Raw genomic sequence first — 17,567 nt, 5'->3', positions numbered from 1 at the left:
CGCTTTACTTAAGAAATATAAGGGTGATGTTACTGCATGTCAAGGGAATCGGCTGAAGCTATAGGACAAAATGGAAGGATCAAGAGAACGTATCAGGAATACTTTGGACAACCCTCAAGGTAGGAAAACCGAAATATGCGATATTGGTTGGCGCGATATAATCATGTAGATGTTAATGAGCCTTATCGGATGCCTGCTGAGTTGTCACAGGCAGAGTTCGGTACTACCAACCCTTTTCCTATATCTTTCGTTAACATTTATTTATGAAGCAACTGGCGGTAAGGCACCATCAGATATTGATTATGGTTTAAAATGTTGGATGCTCGGTAAAATAACCAGATGCTACAGTTCAGGAAAATATTTTGCCCCCGTTCATCAAAATAATCAGCCCCCATAATATTGCGAGTTACTACCCGTAATTCTCAGATAAAATCAAGGAAAATATTGACCTTGTCTGGCATTGATGCCACAAAGTGTTAGGTGGACTTGTCATTAAGAGCTAACGATTACCATTTGTAATGGTGGAGATAAATCCAATATTTAAAAATAGATCCCGGGCGATTTCATTTTTACTGCGACCTTCGGTAGTAATATCCTTAGCCCGTGCTTCAGCAATCAGCATGTCCAGGGGCATTTCATTAAGAAGAGGATAGCTGTGCAGGGGGGAATCGAAATATTGGAGAAGGTTTTCTTCCCGGCGTTTTTCCATTGATGACGAAAAACGCGGCGACTGATGGTTGAAGATCGTCTTGAATATTTTTGTTGAGAACAGATCTCTTCTACTAATTAAATCAGACATTGTTCCCCCGGCAAAGCTGCCCCTGATCCCTTCCCGTGAAGAGATCAGGGGAAAATGATTGTGTTAAATTTACTTACTTCCTTCCGCCTTGATTCTTTTCCCCGGCCATCCATCCATAAACCAGTTATGGTAGAGCATCACATTGATTAAGAGGATAATTGGCGCCATGGGAAACTGCTGGGGATGTGAATAACCAGACTGAGTTCCCAGCAAAAAAGGGCTTGCCTTATAATATGCCCAGTGAAAAACTAAAGCTCCCACAATGGTAATAAAAACACGTATCAGTATATTTACTTCCGTGCTGAACTTGTTCGGCCAATTATCAAAGTAAAAATAGAGGATCATGGCAACACCGAGGACCAGTATTGCCAGTTCACCGGCATGGAGATACCGCCAGTCAGGGGCCATTAATCTCTTGGCACCTTCAACAGATACACCCCACACTACATCCTGCATGAATACAAAGAGGAAGAAAAAGATGGCTGCCAAAAGCAGAATAAAAACGAATCCGCCGATACCCCGCCATGGTTGACTTTTTATCAACCGAAAAGGATATCGCTCCAAGATCATCTCAGAAAGCCATACGGCAACAGTGCCACACATGATCCACCCCACGTTGAAATTACCGCTTAGAGTGTGGAATGTACTGTACCACCAGGGAAAAGCTGCCGTATACTCCTGCCAGGGGTAGAAAAGTACACGGTAATGGGGATGCATGCATATGAAAAAAACATAGGTGGTGAGTAAAAAGGTGACGCAGAATACCGTCATGCCCTTCGCGGGTTGCTTCAGACCATGCCAGGGATAATTCTCGAATGCCGCAGGCCAAATGGGGCTAAGCCAGGAGGCGATGGCTGCCATCATCAAGATGGCAAGAGATGAGTATTCTCGAGAGAAGAAATCTGAAAGACCTGTCTTATGCAGTTCAGGCCAGCTAAAATAAGGAATGGCCAGTTTGCCGAAAAAGTAATAGTAGAATCCCCAGATCAGAAACCCGGTAATTGCAAAGTTAATGAGGGTCAAAACAATACCTTTTTTAAGGGGATGAGAGCCCTCCATCCATTCTCGCTTGAACGGCCAGAAATTGAAAATATATGCCTGCCAAATCGCTACGATGAGTAGCCAGCGGATATACATGTATCCATATTGGGGTGTGTACCAGCGCAACCAGCCGCGGGGATCCATGAAAACCCACCATAGACCCATAAAAACGGCAAAAGCAAGGACAGCGCCGATAATACCTCGCCAAGGTTGTTTTATCAAATTTACCCTTTTACGTTCCTCTAACCATAAAGGATCTACAACTTGTTCAGACATTTTCATCACCTCCTGATAAGGTTAGGCAATTAACAGTTCATCGCCATTCCCAAGATAAATATCCCTCTTGCTCATATTACGGGCAGTTCCTTTCACCATAGGAAGACCAGCCTTAATCATCTTTTCCGCTGTGATATAGCCGGTACAATGGTTTGCACCTATCTTCTGAACACCGTATTTGTTGAACGCCATAATGAGATCATCATATTGCGGATCCCAGTCCTCAAAGGGTGAGATATGGAGGCCACCCTGAACGGCATAGAACTTTTCACCACCTTTTATCTTCTTCCTCACCGCCTCCATATAGCTGATCACGCCCTGGTGGCAGCAGCCGGTTACCAGCACCAGGCCTTTGTCTTTGACATTGAACACGAAGGACTGTTCCCCGAAAACACGGAGGATGATGGGGACATCGAACGTCATGAGGGCAATTCCCGGATAAAGCACGTTGACCTTGCTGGAATCGAGGACAATGACCTTGCCTTTGTGGGGATAGCCATTTTTTACGTTGCCCTTGGGGAAAGACTTGCCCTTGAGAAGATCGAACCCCTCCTGATAGAATCCCTTCGGTACATAAATCGGAATGTCGGGGTAGAATTTTGTAGTTGCCTCAATGCCAAAGAAATGGTCGATATGTTCGTGGGTCTGGACCATAAAATCTATCTCCTTCTTGGCGAGTTTTTCCGCGACTCCTTCTTCCCGGAATCTTTTTTCCATCCAGGCGGGGTTCCAACCGGTATCCAGGAGGATCTTCATGACCTTACCGTCCATAAGGGTTGCCTCAATGTATGTCGCGAAGCCACCCAGATTACTCCCTTGATAGCCGCTCTTAACGCCTTCGACTGTCCAGGGAATCTCGTACTGGTTGACGAGTAGTCCGCCGACTTTCTTGACATCATTCAGCCAGACGTTGTTGTCGTACCAGCTTGTCTCGGAGACCACCTTTATCTTCAGATTTTTTATTTCACCAATGTCAACCTGATTCAGTTTTTCTTTTGGGAGAAGTGCTTTTTTGAACACCGTCGAGGAAAGACCTGCGCTGGCAAAATACCCCGCAACAGTTCCAAGAGCCATTCCTTTTACAAACGAACGCCGAGAAACGTTTTTTTCTTCCATGGTTCAACCTCCTTTGTGTGCTATGGCTATCGTGCCAGAAGCAAGAGCCAGTATGTAACCATAAACAGTGCTATCCCGATTAAAATCCCGACAATCACACCAACACCATAACGAGATTCTCCCTGAACTACTTTCTCCTCCATTGATTTTTCCTCCCTTCAATTGATTTATGAATCCATACAAGCTATATCCTCATCTGCCAGCAAGGGCAGCAGATCCTCCTGCCTGGATCTTAATGCTGTTTGAGTTATTATCTTTTGAATATCAGGCGATGATTCCGGCCAAAGATTTTGCCCGTCGCTTTTAAATAGCATTCCTTCTCCCTTCCAGGTATCTTCATCCTGAACAGTGTATTTATTAACAAGAGTCCAGCAGCGCACAAATTTTTTATAAAGAAAACTGGTAATCATAAACCCGGGATAGTCCCTATCAACCTCTCCCTTTTTCACCATTATTGACGGAGTGCCATTATCGTTGGGAATTGCATAATCCCCCGTGAGAATCACCCGCCAGCTTGTCTGGCTCTTAACCCGAATCAATGCCCCCACGTCTTTTTTGAATGCAACAGACATATCGCCGGCATAGAATAAATCTGCCGGAATTGTGTTACTGAACTGATATGAAGGGACACCGATGTCATGAGAAAATTCCGAAAATCTTTTGGGTGCATGTTCGTCAGGCAGGCTATGACATGGACAGCCCTGAGCACCATCGGGGGGATGGATATGGAACATGTTACCTGCCCGGCAGGCTTTTTCCATTATGGATAAACCATTATAGGCGACTTCATTATCTCTCGGATAATATTTTACTCTAAGCTCTGCAAGCCAGTCGTATCCTTCAACTGTCTGTGCTCCGAGAAGCTCACATTTATATACTCCGGCACAATCAGCAAACCATAGATGCCAATACGGATTGTCATCATTCATAAAGCTTATATATTTTAGGCTCACTTGTTCTTTCAGAATGCTATCCGATATAATTACCAGCCAGTAATTATTGATAAAACCTGCAACTTCTTCTGACTTATCAATCATAGAGTTATGACTTCGCCTTTTTAATGCATTTTTCACAGAACCCTTTATAAGAGAGCATGTGATCAATAATTTTAACGTTATTTATTTAGATAAATGTTTTCCGGTTGCTTTAATAATGGCCGGTTATTTATCGATAGTATTATCGATGGTCCTACGGCAATCACCATGCTTCGCCTGTTTTGTGAACGGCCTCCGGTCAGGATATTGAGAAGCTTTGGTTTATTTTGCAGATGATAAGAAAGAGAAAAAATCAAGACTGCTGATACGAGCGGTAGATGTGTCCCTGATTTGGCCATTCCTAAGTCCCTCAATGTGCCAAGAAGTTTGGGAACTGAATCTAACAATATTTAAAACCGCGTAAATTTAATCATTTAATATTTCTATTGTCAATTGATTTCGTGAATTTGATAAATGAATATCTAAGGTGGACCCACTTGTCAAGACTAACCATTACACATTGAAATCTAGTATCCCTATCTTAACGGCAGATCTAATGCTTTCAGGAAGAAATTTCTGCCGCCATTCACCCCAATAATCACCCTTAAAAAACTGCAAGTTATAATTGGAAATACTCGGATTCTCCCGAAAAGTCCAACGAGTTATTTTTACCGGTTCGCAAATCAGACCACGTATTCTCTCACGGGCCAGAAATTCCTGTCAGCTCTTGCCGTGACCTCAAAATTGCATAAGGGAACATAACCCTTTTTTCTGCCTTCTTTGACCTGGACGATAACGCTGTAGCGGTCATCTTCCTCTGGCTCAACATCAATGACATTCATAATATGACCCACCCTGAAGGGTTGATGCTTGGCTATATCTGTAAAATATGCGTTATCATCGTCCTCTATACGTTCTACTGTAAAGGGAAAGGTAAGATGTTCTTTAAGCCATAGTGGCCAGTCTCTTGTTTTTCATTCCTGGTATATTTTTTCAAAGGCATCCTCATCAGTAGGGAGATAGCCTTTGTTGGATTCTTTGAGGTCCCATGAGGTGTCGTAATTTTTGTCATGATAATTTTTGCCGGTAAAAACTGGACGTGATTATGTTGGAGATAGCGGATAGGGGCGATTTGGTCATTAGTGTAAAGGGGAATTGTTTGTCAATAATCGCTATCTGCACCACCGCCCCCGCTGTCACCACCCTCACAGCCACTGTCACTTTTGGAATCGCTGGAATCACTGTCAGGGCTGCTGAAACCGGAGCTGAATACTGAGGTCGAGCTGTAAGAATCATCCCGGCTATAACTGCGAGAGCGACTCCCGAACTTCCATATGATCCAGATGATCAGTCCGATGATGCCCGCAGCCATAACGGCAATGATAGAGATGGCGGTCGTACTCAATTCATCACTTTTCTTCGCTGAAGTGTTTGGTTTCGCTACCACTGAAGGTTGACCGGTCAGATTCACTTTCGCGTCTGAGGCAATAATTGCTGCTACGACCCTTACCGCATTCAACATACCAGTGCCGTAGTCGCCCTTTTTCAGATAGGGAGCCATCTCGTTGCGTATTATTTCACCCACCTTGCCGTCAGGCAATATCCCTTCCACTCCGTACCCGGTTTCTATGCGGATCTTTCTTTCCTTGACGGCAACAAAGATGAGAACGCCCTTGTTTTCGCCTTTTTTGCCGATTCCCCACGTGTGATAAAGATCATTGACATATCCCTGAAGGTAGTTCTCCCCGATTGTTGGCACGGTAGCCACGACAACTGTGGTTCCCGTCTTCTGCAGTACTTCCCGAACTCTAATTTCCATCTCATTTTTTGCTTCCTGCGGGATGACCCCTGCAAAGTCGTTGATCAGTCCCTGACGTGCTGGGAGTTTGTCTTCGGAAAACAGGGGAACAGTCAAGATAAGAGATATAATGATCGACAATGTCAGAATGATGCTTTTCGTATCACGCAAATTCTGGCCACCATTCCAAAAATGATATTTTGCATCAGCGCTGAAAGGGATAATGATATCTCCGGTGTGATGGATGTAAGGGCTGGCTTTTGGGGTCATGTTGTTGAGTTTCCTTTTATTTATTTATTATTTTCATCGGCGAGAGCTGGGTTTTGATCAATTCCTTCCTGTTGTCCCGGTCCAGCAACAAAGCCAGCACCAGCGGGATAATAAAGCCGATGATGCTCACCCAGATTGGTATGATAAACCCACCGATAAGAATTTCAACCTGAAAAATAATCCTCACCAGGTGCGCCACTGATACACCCATGAGAAGAATCGCTGCAATGGTTATTAAGGGTTTCATGATCAGATCCCTTCCTTGGCTTTATCTGTGATTCTGATAGTATATCTCTTCAAGTGATTTTTTCTTTTTCGCCTTCTTTGGTAGGGTAAGAGCAAATGATCTTCCAGTATCAAGCCACTTGGTCAATTCCTCTATTTTATCCCAGGATCCTTCTTCTACCATGACCCAGCCCTTCATGGGTTTTCCGATTATATCGAACTCCCTTACATGATCGTTGTTCAGTTTTTCAGCGGCAAGTTCCGGCGCCATTCTCACGATGAGATAATCTTTCCAGATGCCAAAGCACATGTTACCGTTGAGCAGATAGCAGATACCGCCGAACATTTTTTTCTTTTCGATACCGTCCCAGGACAAGGTTATGTCTTCGATTTTATCTTCCAGGGCTGTGTTGTAGGGCATAACGGTTCCCCAACAAACGGGAATTCTGTTTAGCGGCCAGGTCTGGTAACGGGAACTGGTGACGATTATTTAGAGCTACCGGCACGCTCTGGCGTTGATCTGCAATATTACCCCTGTTCCCACCCGTTGTAAACAGCGGAAATTTTGTATTGCTAAATTACATATAAAAATAGTTATGTTACAACCATTAAACCTTAAGGAGGATTCATCATGGGAACTGCCGCTTGTAATCAACATTTTTTAGAGGGCAATAAGGTGTGCAGATTACCCGTGGGAGTTTTTATGCCAGGCACGATACATTAGGTCTGACTTTTGAGTCTCTGCCATCTTTGGTTCTCTTTAAAAAATCCAGAACGGTACGGATGTATTCTTCCGGGCGTTGGTCATACGTATTGTGACCGCACTTCGGAAAAACGGCAAGCTCACCCTTCGGAAGATGACGGTAGAAGGCGACGGATTGCTCAACGTCAAAGATAGAACTGCGGTCCGGATAGAGCACCAGGGCGGGACAGGCAACCATATGAAGGATCGGGCGCAGGTCAAAATAGTCTACACCATAAGCGCCGCCATATCTGGCGAATTGATTATAATAGCATTCTGCCGCTTCTCCATGCCACTCAATCATCTTGGCCTGTAGTTCGGGCTCCAGGTCTGTAAATTCTGTTACAAGCCTCATGGTATTGAGCTCGGTCATTGGCACATCGCTGTAGCATTGTGTACTGGCAGCGGTTAAGGTTTTAACCTCCCCTGGATATTTGATTGAATAATCGACACCGACAACGCCTCCTTCACATTGTCCCACTAAATGACACTCCTCAATACCGAGGTGTTCTTTTATTGCTTTCAGTTCTTCGACACTTTCCGGCCGGTAACGATTGCTTACATAGAAATCCAGAAAATCATCCCCCGGTTCAGAGCGGCCGTAACCCCGGCGGTCATACATTACCACCTTGTAGCCTTCAGCTACAAAGCGAGGATAGATACCCTTCCATATCTTCATACAGCCGAAACCATGATGCATAAAAAAAATCACTTCCCCTTCACCATGAACTTCGTAATAAATCCGGAACTTATCTGTTTTTACAAAAGGCATACAGTACTCCTTTATACTCTTTTCCCGTTGTTTGTATCAGATTTTGCCGACTTCACCGGTTTGCCCAATTACTTTGATTCATTATTCACCGCTGTATATCTTACTACAAAAACCTGTTTAAAAACCCTTTTTTCTTGATAATTGCACGAAGGCTACACTATATTGATGTATTGTATGGATATCTTAAAAGTAATGCATGAGAGACAACGCATCAGGGAGTATAAAAAAGATCCCGTTCCTGACGAGATAGTCACCGAGAATTGATAAGACATTGCTTTTCGATGGTGAAAGTATGGGGTGGCTGTTTTTGTTTGTCAATGGGTATTGTACACCGCAGAAATAGTGAACAGTAACTGATTGCTGTTTCAAATGTTGTGTGCCCGTCAAATTCCTCAGATGCTCTCTTTCAGGAAGATGAACATATCACCCCCAACCAAAAAAATAACGCTCAATAATCTGAGGCTTTCATCCCGTAACACTCAGGTAAAATCAAAGATAAAGTGTAATATACCAACCAGTTAGAATACCTACAAACAAACGACCGCAATCTCAGTGTGAATCGATGATTATCGTTTGTAATGTTGAACCTACTACTTCGTGTATATTGCTCTATCATGGATGCCATGTTCTTTAACAAATTTTATAAACTGTTTCTCTCCTAAAACGCCCTTCCACTCAAATTTAACTCCACGCCTACGATAACTTGATCCTGGTGAACTTTCAATATCGGACACTGTCCTGAAGTCTGCCGCTTCAGGCATGTTATCGGAGAATTTAATAAGCCCTTGCTTGGCAAGATCACGAGGTGAACCTTCATAAACAAAGGCAGCGCCGCCATGACTGATATCTACAACATTCACCTTCCACTGAATAGTATTGCCATGCTTTGTTGGAGTTATCACAACAATAATGCCATTATGTATCAGATGCCTGTGATCTTTCCTATCCTTGAAGAATAACTTCTTAAGAAATTGTAGCATAATCCATTTCTAATCCCGTAAGCCGGGTATACAGCAGGTTGGCCATTTTACCGTACCCGCCGGAGACGCATACCAATTGAGGATTAAAATCCAGAATAATATTCGGAGACGGACCATTTACTGACTTCAAGTGTGCCACGAGGTTGCACAAGATAGGAGGGTACACTACCTCATTTGCCGCTTACTGCTTTCTGACTTACATCTTCCTGTCCATCCGGTTTTTTCAAACGAATAGGAACAGATGGTTGCGGCAATGCCAATTCTCTCACCGCTTTCCTGGACTCTGACGATATCTGACCTGCAATTCAAGTTCACGGGACCTGTCGAATCAACATTTTCCAGCCGAATGGTGAACTCTATGGACTTGCTGGGAATAAAAGATTTACCCGTCTCAAAAAAAATACCCCAACGGCTAAAGTCGCGGGTAATGCCTTTATATCCTTCAAATTCCACAGGTATTGCTCCTTGATGGCGCGTCACTCGGCGGTTTTCAGATTCATTTACTAAACTCCCTTCTGTTTTCTGGGCATAGCGCAGGAGCGCCTTGCGGCTGTCCACGTGCAGCTTTTTATAGATATTGCGCAGGTGAGTTTTGACTGTGACTTCGCTGATGCAAAGCTGGTTGGCGATTTCCTTGTTGTGCATTTCCTTACCTACCAGCAGCACCACTTTGGTTTCCTGAGGTGTGAGGAGAGCGGCAACCTCTCTCGCTACAGTTTCGCGCAACAGCAATTTTTTGAAGGAGAGACTAGCCATGCTCCGCTCAAACCATTGTTCTCCCGCATGCACCTTACGCACGCACTGGATCAGCAGTGGCATGGCCATGTCTTTCAATACAATGCCCTTGACACCTATGCACATCGCGTCCAACAACTGATCCTCACCAATTTCCGCAGTGAAGAGCACTACTCTGGTCTGTAGCTTCTCTGCCTGGATTTCCCTAGTAATCGTTAGCCCATCCTTACCAAGCATGCTGATATCTAGAATAGCGACATCAGGCAAATGCTGGCGCACTGCCTCCATGGCATGTGTCCCATTTGTGCAAAGGGCCGCCAAATGAAAATCATTTTCCAACATGAAAAGACTTTCAACCCCTTTTAGGATGAACGGAGAAGCATCCGCCACTACCAAAGATATAGACATCTCATTCCCCTCCTTTTTCCATTTCATTTACCGACTGTATGCCCTCTGTAGACCTATACTAAGGGGTACTTTGACGGTTACATCAGTATGCTTCTTTTGAAAACCATTGGCCTTCAGTTGCATAGTGCGTACGCTAGCCCCTGTACCGGTAACTGTTTGCAATGTACGAGCCGACCCGCCTGACCGATACGCCGTCGGTAGCAGGTATCTACTTCTTATTAGCGTGTATTTCTTTATTATGATTCCTATATTCTTTGATAAATTCGATTAGCTGTTGCTCACCTAAAACGCCCATCCAATTAAATTTGGCTCCTCGCCTATGACAAGTTGGTCCCGTTGAATGCTTAATATTTGATCTTGCTTTCAATTCTACCGTTTCTGACATCTCAGAAGAGCAGTTAATAAATCCATGTTTGGCAAGATCATTAGGTGACCCTTCGTAAATGAAGGCAGCTCCTACACGGCTAATATCTGTAACATTAATCGTATACTGCAGTTCACCTCCGTCATTTATAGGAGTTATAACAACCAAACTGCCCCTGTTCAGTAAATGCCTGGAATCTTCCCCCTCCTTGTAAAATAACATCTTAAGAATATTTAGCATAATACCTCTCTCCTTCCGCTATCTTCAATAGACTTCTGATGCTTGCTTGCTAAGCTTTCGTGAATTTCTCTGAAGTTACTCTTGTTTGTTCGATTTTCTCAAGACGCAGGCAATTGAGTTCTTCAATCAGTTGTTTCTTGGTCTTCCTATCATCTTCCATCGTCAAACTCCGTAAGTGATAGCGTTCTGAAAGGGAATAATCTCTTCCCGGCGCAACAGGCGATGTATGCTTTTTTGAAATGGTGTTCTGGTATGGATGCCATACTCCCCTTTGTAAAAGCAGCTAGTTGCGGAGTATATGAGACTGGCAAGTAGTAATGTCAATGGGAGATGTTTGGTAAAATAATGGTAGGGTAAATTACCTATTACTCAAGAATTGCAAGATGTGATTCGAGATTTATGTTTCTATTGCTCAAGCCGAGTTTTTTTCTGATATTTTTTCTGTGGATGTCTATTGATGCACTGCCTATCCCCAATATCTCTGTGATTTCTTTCGTTGACTTGCCCTGTCTGACGAGCGTAGCCACCTTGATTTCTTTGGGAGTAAGGTTGAACTGTCTCAGGTTTTTCAGCAGGGGTGTGGCAAGTTCGCGAAGATGTGCTTCCATGATATCAAGTTGGGTTAGCTGCCTGACATCGAGATGGCCTCTTTTTATAAATTCTATATAGGGGAGAACCAGATTTTGTATATTCGTCACGAATCTCTCTTCTAAGTCCTTTTTATCATCTTCCCTTTTTTTCAGTAAGACAGTAAGCGCTGTGTTGAGTTCATGAAGGGTTATGTTATTGCTTTCCAATTCCGTCGTTCGTTCCTTAACCATATGCTCAAGATGCTCTCGATATCTTTCCAATTCCTCACCCGCCTGCTTTTGCTCGGAGATGTCAAATCCCAGAATGATGATAGTATTAATTGACCCCTGCTCATCGATCTCAGGCATGTAATCGATGCTGAACCAGCGAGGTTCCCCTTGGATAGGTACCATGTTTTCATATCGTATCCGCTTACCCGAAAGGGCACGATCAATATAGGGCAAAGCGCGCTGGTAAACATCCGCGGGAAGAATCTCCTTGACCTGCCTGCCGACAATTTCCTCTGGCAGCTTGCCGAACAAATTGGCAAAATATTTGTTGACATACTTGTAACATAGGTTCTGTGCGTTGACGTAGTTCACAAACACAGGGATATTATCCGTAATATGATGCAGTTGCTGCCTACTCTCCCGCAGCTTCTCCTCGGAATGGATATAGACCAGAATACCACCTATCTGCGCTGCCAGCATCTCAAGCAGATGGCGTGTGTGAATCGGGATATCATCATGAACATGCGAAGCCATGTTCATGATTGCGACAAGATTGCCCTTGTGCAGCACCGGAATTGACGCGAGAGCGGTCAAACCTTCCCTGTCGCGGGTCTCATCTTTACCCGGCGGCCAGAGAGCCGTGTATCGCCCATAAAATGATGTACCGGCTCTTGCCCGTATCACCTGCGGAGAATCAGCCGCCAAATGGGACGTGTGCTCAACCATTTCGGGCGAGTGTCCGCAAGTAACTGCTAAATTCATAGTACTGTTGACCGGGTCATTCAAGTAAATCCCCCCGGAGTCCAGACACTTATCCCGCAAGGCAGCATCAAGAATGTGTTCAAGGGCTTCCTTTACGGTCTGGCAGGTTGTGAGGGCAAGGACAAGGTTGTGCAGGATTCGCAGCGCCTCCTCAGCCTGCTTACGCTCGGTGATGTCCCTGGAAATCTCAATCACTGTGATAGGTCTTTCATCTTTGTCTCTAAGCACTGTAGTTGCTGTACAGTGGAAGTAAATTGCTTTACCTGCCGCATCGACAACGTCTATTTCGTGTTCATGTATTCCTCCATCGTTAAATGCTTTAAGGGTAAGACAGGGATACGGTTCACAAGGCTCTTTTCGTCTATGATAGGCTTCGTAGCATTTTTTGCCAATTATATCGTTTCCGAACGTTCGTTTGGCAGCCTCATTGGCCCAGACAAGATTAAGTTCTTTATCCATCATACTCATATGGTCGGGCATTGATTGCAGCATGGCATTGAGTTTGCTCTCGCTCTCCCGCAGTGCTTGCTCCACCTGCTTTCGCTCGGTGATGTCCTGAATGTTCGTAAGCAAATAAATTTCATTGTTAACGCTAATCATGACAGCATTGAATAATCCATATCTCAAAACTCCGCTTTGCGGCCGGATTTCCATTTCGAAATTTTCAATGCGTCCACTTTTGTTTAGCTCATTGAAAAAAGACGCTCTTTGCTCTTTTGTAATAAATCCGCCTCCTACCGCTGTATGCCCGATGACTTCATCACGCTTTTTTCCTACAAGTCGAAGAAAATCATCGCTAACTTCAACAACTATGCCGTCTTTCACTGTAGTTATGATTGTGGGAATTGAATTTTGGAGGAAAGCTTTAGTGAATTTCTCTGAAGTTAATCTTGTTTGTTCGATTTGCTCAAGACGCAGGCAATTGAGCTCTTCAATCAGTTGTTTCTTGGTCTTTCTTGCATCTTCCATAGAATCCTCTCAATAAAAGAATATGAGCTCGTCCTGATAGTAATGTTGTGCCTGCTGTTGCTTTTCATTTAGGCAATAGAGCAATATCTTGCAGCAGTAAGGTTCTTCATACTTGCCTACCCTCTTCGTTTCTTTTTCTTACCGTTCCTCTATTTCCGTCATTTCCATTACCAGACAAGCAGGGAAAGTCCATGGTTGCAAGTGGCCTTATTGATGCTGTAAAAAAACGAAAGCCCTGTCACATTTTAAGAGACAGGGCTGGGAGACTTTTTCTCCTTCCTTTAAATGGGAAGGACAATATTAAATATTCTAAGCCTTTCAACATGTTAAGTGCAGTGTACTCCGATTCTCGGTAAAGTCAAGGCATATTATTGCATATTACAAGGGAAGAGGTACCATTGGATACTGAATACCATTCGTAACAAAGCATATCCGTCAAACTTACCGGACGCTTGACTACAGGAAGTTAGCCTCAACTCTGCTCACCCGAAAAATCATCCTTCCAAAACTGCATGTTACGAGCGGTTATACTCGGAAACATGGAAAAGTCCACCAGATATTTTTTGTCAATGGTTTGGGGAATCTGCCTGAACTTTCACGCACTAAGGAATTGCTTTTGACGGGTCGAAGTTTAGTCCCTTTCCGGCCAGACATTCCCTTTGTCTCGAAAGAATAGCCGCCAGATGGATCATTGCTGCTCTTATTGGAGAAGGTGTCGCTCAGGCCCTGGGCGTATTCTGTCCTGACGGCTATGGTGCGGGGAGCCAGTAAAAGACATGGAACAATTCGTCACCCGCCGTGAGTGAGTTGGCCGGCGGACATATAAACTGGCGGTGCACTGGTCGCCCCGGCACCGCAGCAATAGAAAGTGTTCTCCGGGCCGACTACTTCATGTTGCGGATGCGGACTTCTATCCCCGAATCTTTCAGCAAATCTGATATCTTCCGGGTATCCGTTTCGCCAAAATGGTAGGGATATAAAATCTTGGGCTGGAAACTTCTGGCCGCCGCCGCTACCATTTCCGGGGTCATGGTGTAGGGCAGATTCATGGGAAGAAAGGCCACGTCAATCGCCGATAAGTTCTTCATTGCCGGGATATTTTCCGTATCACCGGCCACATAGACGCGCTTGTCCCCCAAGGTCAGGACATAACCGTTCCCCATCCCGGGAGGATGGAAAGGCTGACCATCGGGACGCTTCTGCACAATATTATAAGCCGGCACCGCTTCGATCCGCAGTCCGCCCATGCTCTTGACATCGCCGTTTTTCATAACAATGCCGCCTTGCACTTTGGCGGCGCAGGATTCCGTCAAGACGAGGGTGGTTTTACCGGGACGGGTCAGCATGGCAATGGCCTTGGCATCCAGGTGATCACTATGGTCGTGGGTCACCAGGATCAAGTCGGCCTGGGGCAGGGTGCTGTAGTCGGCTTCTTGCAGTACCGGATCTACCTGAATAATCTTGCCGCCGTAAGCCAACATCAGGCTACCGTGACCGATAAAAGTTATCTTCAGGTCACCGGTCTTGGTTTTGAACACATCGGTAACAAATTTCTCTGCGGCCGCAGCCGGGGAGCAGGAAAGGGAAAGAATGCCTGCCATGATCAATAGGGATAACAGGATCTTCATACTGCACCTCCTCAATTTTTTATTGCTGATGGTTGTAAGGGCGACGCATGCGTCGCCCTTACAATTCACTGCCCTCTTCTTCGTCATCTCCATCTATTATACCCGGCAACATATCCATCTCCGGCGTCATTTCGCCATTCTCGTCTTCCGGGACGTCTTCCTCATCTCTCTCCTCTTCCCGGTCCACCCTGGCCACGCCGACGAGCCGTTCCTCATCTTCCAGATCAATCAGCTTGACTCCCTGCGAGGCGCGATGGACGAGGGGCACTTCCTCCACCCGGAGCCTGATGATCTTGCCCGCATTGCTGATCAGGATCAGATCCTCGTTGCCGACTACCTGCATCAGGCCGGACACACTGCCCACCTTCGGTACGGTATTGAGATTTACGACTCCTTTACCGCCCCGACGATGGATGGGATACTCCGTCATATAGGTCCTTTTCCCGTAACCCCTCTCCGAAACAGCGACAATCGTATTACCGTCCGTGGGTATTTCCATCCCGACCACTTGATCGTCTTTGGCCATCCTGATCCCGGTGACACCCCGGCTGACGCGGCCGGTGGGACGCACATCATCCTCGTGAAAACGGATGGCCTTCCCTTTTCTGGTGCCGAGAAAAACATCCTGGCTGCCCAGCGTCAGTTGGACATCAATTAATTCGTCGTCAGAGTCAATATTGACCGCAATAATGCCTCCCGCCCGGGGGTGGGCATAGGCCGTCAGGACCGTCTTCTTGATGATCCCCTTTTTCATGGCCATAATGATAAACCGGTCCTCCACAAAATCCTTCACAGGCAAGATAGCGGCCACCCGTTCCCCCGGCGCGATATTCACGAGGTTGACAATCGCCTTGCCCTTTGCCGCACGGCCGGCCTGGGGAATCTGATAAACCTTGAGCCAGTAAACCTTGCCCAGGGAGGTAAAGATCAATAGATACTGGTGCGTAGAGGCAATGAAGAGCTTTTCCACGAAATCCTCTTCCTTGGTGCCCATGCCCACCTTGCCCCGTCCGCCGCGGTGCTGACTTTTGTACAAGCTGACGGGATTTCTCTTGATATAGCCGGTATGAGATACCGTGACCACCATATCTTCCTCGATGATCATGTCCTCGATCGCGATGTCTTCAGAACTGGCGACAATCTCCGTGCGCCTTTCATCGTTATAGCGCGTCTTGATGTCTTCCAGTTCGGCGATAATGACTTCCAGCACCTTGCGGGGGTCATCGAGGATGGCCTGTAATCTGGCCATCAAACTTAATAATTCGGCATATTCGGCGTCAATTTTTTCTCTTTCCAGACCCGTAAGGCGCTGGAGGCGCATCTCGAGAATGGCTTTGGCCTGCACCTCGCTGAGACCGAATTGAGCGCACAGGGCCTGTCCTGCCTCCTGGGGGTTGGCGGCGGCCTTGATCACGGCGATCACCGCATCAATCCGGTCCAGGGCAATAATAAGACCTTCCAGGATATGGGCCCGCTCTTTGGCCTTGCCCAGCTCGAAGATCGTGCGGCGGACGACGATCTGCTGACGGAAGGCAATAAAACTCTGCAGCATCTCCTTCAGGTTGAACACCTTGGGCTGGCCGTTTTCAATCGCCAGCATGATGATGCCAAAGGTATTTTCCATCTGGGTATGTTTATACAGTTGATTGAGAATGACACCGGAATGCTCATCACGCTTCAGATCAATGACGACGCGAATGCCTTCCCGATCCGACTCATCCCGCAGATCGGCAATCCCGGTGATCTTTTTTTCCTTCACAAGTTCGGATATCTTTTCAATGAGATGGGCCTTGTTCACCTGGTAGGGCAGCTCGGTGACCACGATGCTTTCCCGTTCGTTTCTCGCCTTGCGCTCGATCAGGGCGCGGGCCCGCACCCGGATGATGCCCCGGCCGGTTTTATAGGCATCGTTAATGCCCTGGCGGCCGTTGATGAAACCGGCCGTCGGAAAATCCGGACCATGGATGTGGCGCATCAAGTCCTCAATGCCGGCCTCGGGATCGTTGATGAGCATAATGGTCCCGTCAATGACCTCACCTAAATTGTGGGGCGGAATATTTGTGGCCATCCCGACCGCAATGCCGGAACTGCCATTGAGTAACAGGAGGGGCGCCCGGGCCGCTAAAACGGATGGTTCCTCCAGGGACTCATCGTAATTAGGCACAAAATCAACGGTCTCCTTGTCCAGATCGGCCATAATTTCTTCGGCGATTCTGGCCATGCGCACCTCTGTGTAACGCATGGCTGCCGGTGGATCGCCGTCAATGGAACCGAAATTTCCCTGACCGTCAATCAGGAGATAACGCATGGAAAAGTCCTGCGCCATCCTTACCATGGTGTCGTAAACCGCCGCATCGCCATGGGGGTGGTACTTGCCGATGATATCGCCGACGATGCGGGCCGATTTTTTATAGGGTTTGTTCCAGCGGTTGCCCATTTCATGCATGGCAAACAGCACCCGGCGATGCACCGGCTTCAGCCCGTCACGCACATCGGGAATGGCGCGACCGATAATGACGCTCATGGCATAGTCGAGATAAGATTTTTTCATCTCGCTTTCGATATCTACGAGAATGTTTCTTCCATATAGTTGATCTTCCATGCTCTTCAAAAATCTCCTTAATAATAGCAGATAAGAGGGTCACCTCATGCCGTGTCCCTCCAGGCT

Annotated in this window: 14 protein-coding genes and 1 pseudogene; all 15 read right to left on the bottom strand. The window is 46.1% G+C overall.

The window, feature by feature from the left end; translation table 11 throughout:
- Positions 1-499 precede the first annotated feature (499 nt).
- Positions 500-799: a hypothetical protein gene (locus tag NT140_05975; protein MCX5831419.1), complete on the bottom strand. Its 300-nt coding sequence runs from the start codon at positions 797-799 to the stop codon at positions 500-502.
- Positions 800-868: 69 nt separating this feature from the next.
- On the bottom strand, positions 869-2,116 hold the full coding sequence (locus tag NT140_05970) for a hypothetical protein (protein MCX5831418.1): 1,248 nt from the start codon (positions 2,114-2,116) through the stop codon (positions 869-871).
- Positions 2,117-2,137: 21 nt separating this feature from the next.
- Positions 2,138-3,232: an MBL fold metallo-hydrolase gene (locus tag NT140_05965; GenBank protein MCX5831417.1), complete on the bottom strand. Its 1,095-nt coding sequence runs from the start codon at positions 3,230-3,232 to the stop codon at positions 2,138-2,140.
- A 167-nt stretch (positions 3,233-3,399) separates the two neighbouring features.
- Positions 3,400-4,269, bottom strand: a complete 870-nt coding sequence (locus NT140_05960) for a hypothetical protein (GenBank protein ID MCX5831416.1) — start codon at positions 4,267-4,269, stop codon at positions 3,400-3,402.
- A 620-nt stretch (positions 4,270-4,889) separates the two neighbouring features.
- Positions 4,890-5,159: pseudogene (locus tag NT140_05955) on the bottom strand (hypothetical protein).
- A 209-nt stretch (positions 5,160-5,368) separates the two neighbouring features.
- Positions 5,369-6,274 carry a TPM domain-containing protein gene (locus NT140_05950; GenBank protein MCX5831415.1) on the bottom strand — a complete coding sequence of 302 codons (906 nt, stop codon included), beginning with the start codon at positions 6,272-6,274 and terminating at the stop codon, positions 5,369-5,371.
- A 16-nt stretch (positions 6,275-6,290) separates the two neighbouring features.
- On the bottom strand, positions 6,291-6,521 hold the full coding sequence (locus NT140_05945; protein ID MCX5831414.1) for a hypothetical protein: 231 nt from the start codon (positions 6,519-6,521) through the stop codon (positions 6,291-6,293).
- Between the two features lie 21 nt (positions 6,522-6,542).
- Positions 6,543-6,920 carry a TfoX/Sxy family protein gene (locus NT140_05940; GenBank protein ID MCX5831413.1) on the bottom strand — a complete coding sequence of 126 codons (378 nt, stop codon included), beginning with the start codon at positions 6,918-6,920 and terminating at the stop codon, positions 6,543-6,545.
- Between the two features lie 280 nt (positions 6,921-7,200).
- Positions 7,201-8,013: an alpha/beta hydrolase gene (locus tag NT140_05935; GenBank protein ID MCX5831412.1), complete on the bottom strand. Its 813-nt coding sequence runs from the start codon at positions 8,011-8,013 to the stop codon at positions 7,201-7,203.
- A gap of 590 nt (positions 8,014-8,603) precedes the next feature.
- On the bottom strand, positions 8,604-8,993 hold the full coding sequence (locus tag NT140_05930; protein MCX5831411.1) for a hypothetical protein: 390 nt from the start codon (positions 8,991-8,993) through the stop codon (positions 8,604-8,606).
- 165 nt (positions 8,994-9,158) lie between these two features.
- Positions 9,159-10,136, bottom strand: coding sequence for a response regulator transcription factor (locus tag NT140_05925; GenBank protein MCX5831410.1), 978 nt, complete (start codon positions 10,134-10,136; stop codon positions 9,159-9,161).
- Positions 10,137-10,344: 208 nt separating this feature from the next.
- Positions 10,345-10,740, bottom strand: coding sequence for a hypothetical protein (locus NT140_05920; protein MCX5831409.1), 396 nt, complete (start codon positions 10,738-10,740; stop codon positions 10,345-10,347).
- A 365-nt stretch (positions 10,741-11,105) separates the two neighbouring features.
- The gene (locus NT140_05915; GenBank protein MCX5831408.1) at positions 11,106-13,271 is read right to left on the bottom strand and encodes a PAS domain S-box protein; all 2,166 of its coding nucleotides are present in this window, start codon (positions 13,269-13,271) and stop codon (positions 11,106-11,108) included.
- 884 nt (positions 13,272-14,155) lie between these two features.
- On the bottom strand, positions 14,156-14,899 hold the full coding sequence (locus tag NT140_05910; GenBank protein MCX5831407.1) for an MBL fold metallo-hydrolase: 744 nt from the start codon (positions 14,897-14,899) through the stop codon (positions 14,156-14,158).
- Between the two features lie 58 nt (positions 14,900-14,957).
- Positions 14,958-17,501: a DNA gyrase subunit A gene (gene gyrA / locus NT140_05905; GenBank protein MCX5831406.1), complete on the bottom strand. Its 2,544-nt coding sequence runs from the start codon at positions 17,499-17,501 to the stop codon at positions 14,958-14,960.
- Between the last annotated feature and the right edge of the window lie 66 nt (positions 17,502-17,567).

The organism is Deltaproteobacteria bacterium (assembly GCA_026388415.1).
Lineage (GTDB): Bacteria > Desulfobacterota > Syntrophia > Syntrophales > JACQWR01 > JAPLJV01.
The sequence above is the reverse complement of the archived record's forward strand: the minus strand, read 5'-3'. Positions and strand labels throughout refer to the sequence as shown.

Bases quoted from the DNA above. Each gene is read 5' to 3' on its own strand.
- NT140_05970 (MCX5831418.1), bottom strand. From the start codon at position 2,116: ATGTCTGAACAAGTTGTAGATCCTTTATGGTTAGAGGAACGTAAAAGG.
- NT140_05930 (MCX5831411.1), bottom strand. From the start codon at position 8,993: ATGCTACAATTTCTTAAGAAGTTATTCTTCAAGGATAGGAAAGATCAC.
- NT140_05960 (MCX5831416.1), bottom strand. From the start codon at position 4,269: ATGATTGATAAGTCAGAAGAAGTTGCAGGTTTTATCAATAATTACTGG.
- NT140_05945 (MCX5831414.1), bottom strand. From the start codon at position 6,521: ATGAAACCCTTAATAACCATTGCAGCGATTCTTCTCATGGGTGTATCA.
- NT140_05920 (MCX5831409.1), bottom strand. From the start codon at position 10,740: ATGCTAAATATTCTTAAGATGTTATTTTACAAGGAGGGGGAAGATTCC.
- NT140_05910 (MCX5831407.1), bottom strand. From the start codon at position 14,899: ATGAAGATCCTGTTATCCCTATTGATCATGGCAGGCATTCTTTCCCTT.
- NT140_05935 (MCX5831412.1), bottom strand. From the start codon at position 8,013: ATGCCTTTTGTAAAAACAGATAAGTTCCGGATTTATTACGAAGTTCAT.
- gyrA (MCX5831406.1), bottom strand. From the start codon at position 17,501: ATGGAAGATCAACTATATGGAAGAAACATTCTCGTAGATATCGAAAGC.
- NT140_05915 (MCX5831408.1), bottom strand. From the start codon at position 13,271: ATGGAAGATGCAAGAAAGACCAAGAAACAACTGATTGAAGAGCTCAAT.
- NT140_05975 (MCX5831419.1), bottom strand. From the start codon at position 799: ATGTCTGATTTAATTAGTAGAAGAGATCTGTTCTCAACAAAAATATTC.
- NT140_05950 (MCX5831415.1), bottom strand. From the start codon at position 6,274: ATGACCCCAAAAGCCAGCCCTTACATCCATCACACCGGAGATATCATT.
- NT140_05925 (MCX5831410.1), bottom strand. From the start codon at position 10,136: ATGTCTATATCTTTGGTAGTGGCGGATGCTTCTCCGTTCATCCTAAAA.
- NT140_05940 (MCX5831413.1), bottom strand. From the start codon at position 6,920: ATGCCCTACAACACAGCCCTGGAAGATAAAATCGAAGACATAACCTTG.
- NT140_05965 (MCX5831417.1), bottom strand. From the start codon at position 3,232: ATGGAAGAAAAAAACGTTTCTCGGCGTTCGTTTGTAAAAGGAATGGCT.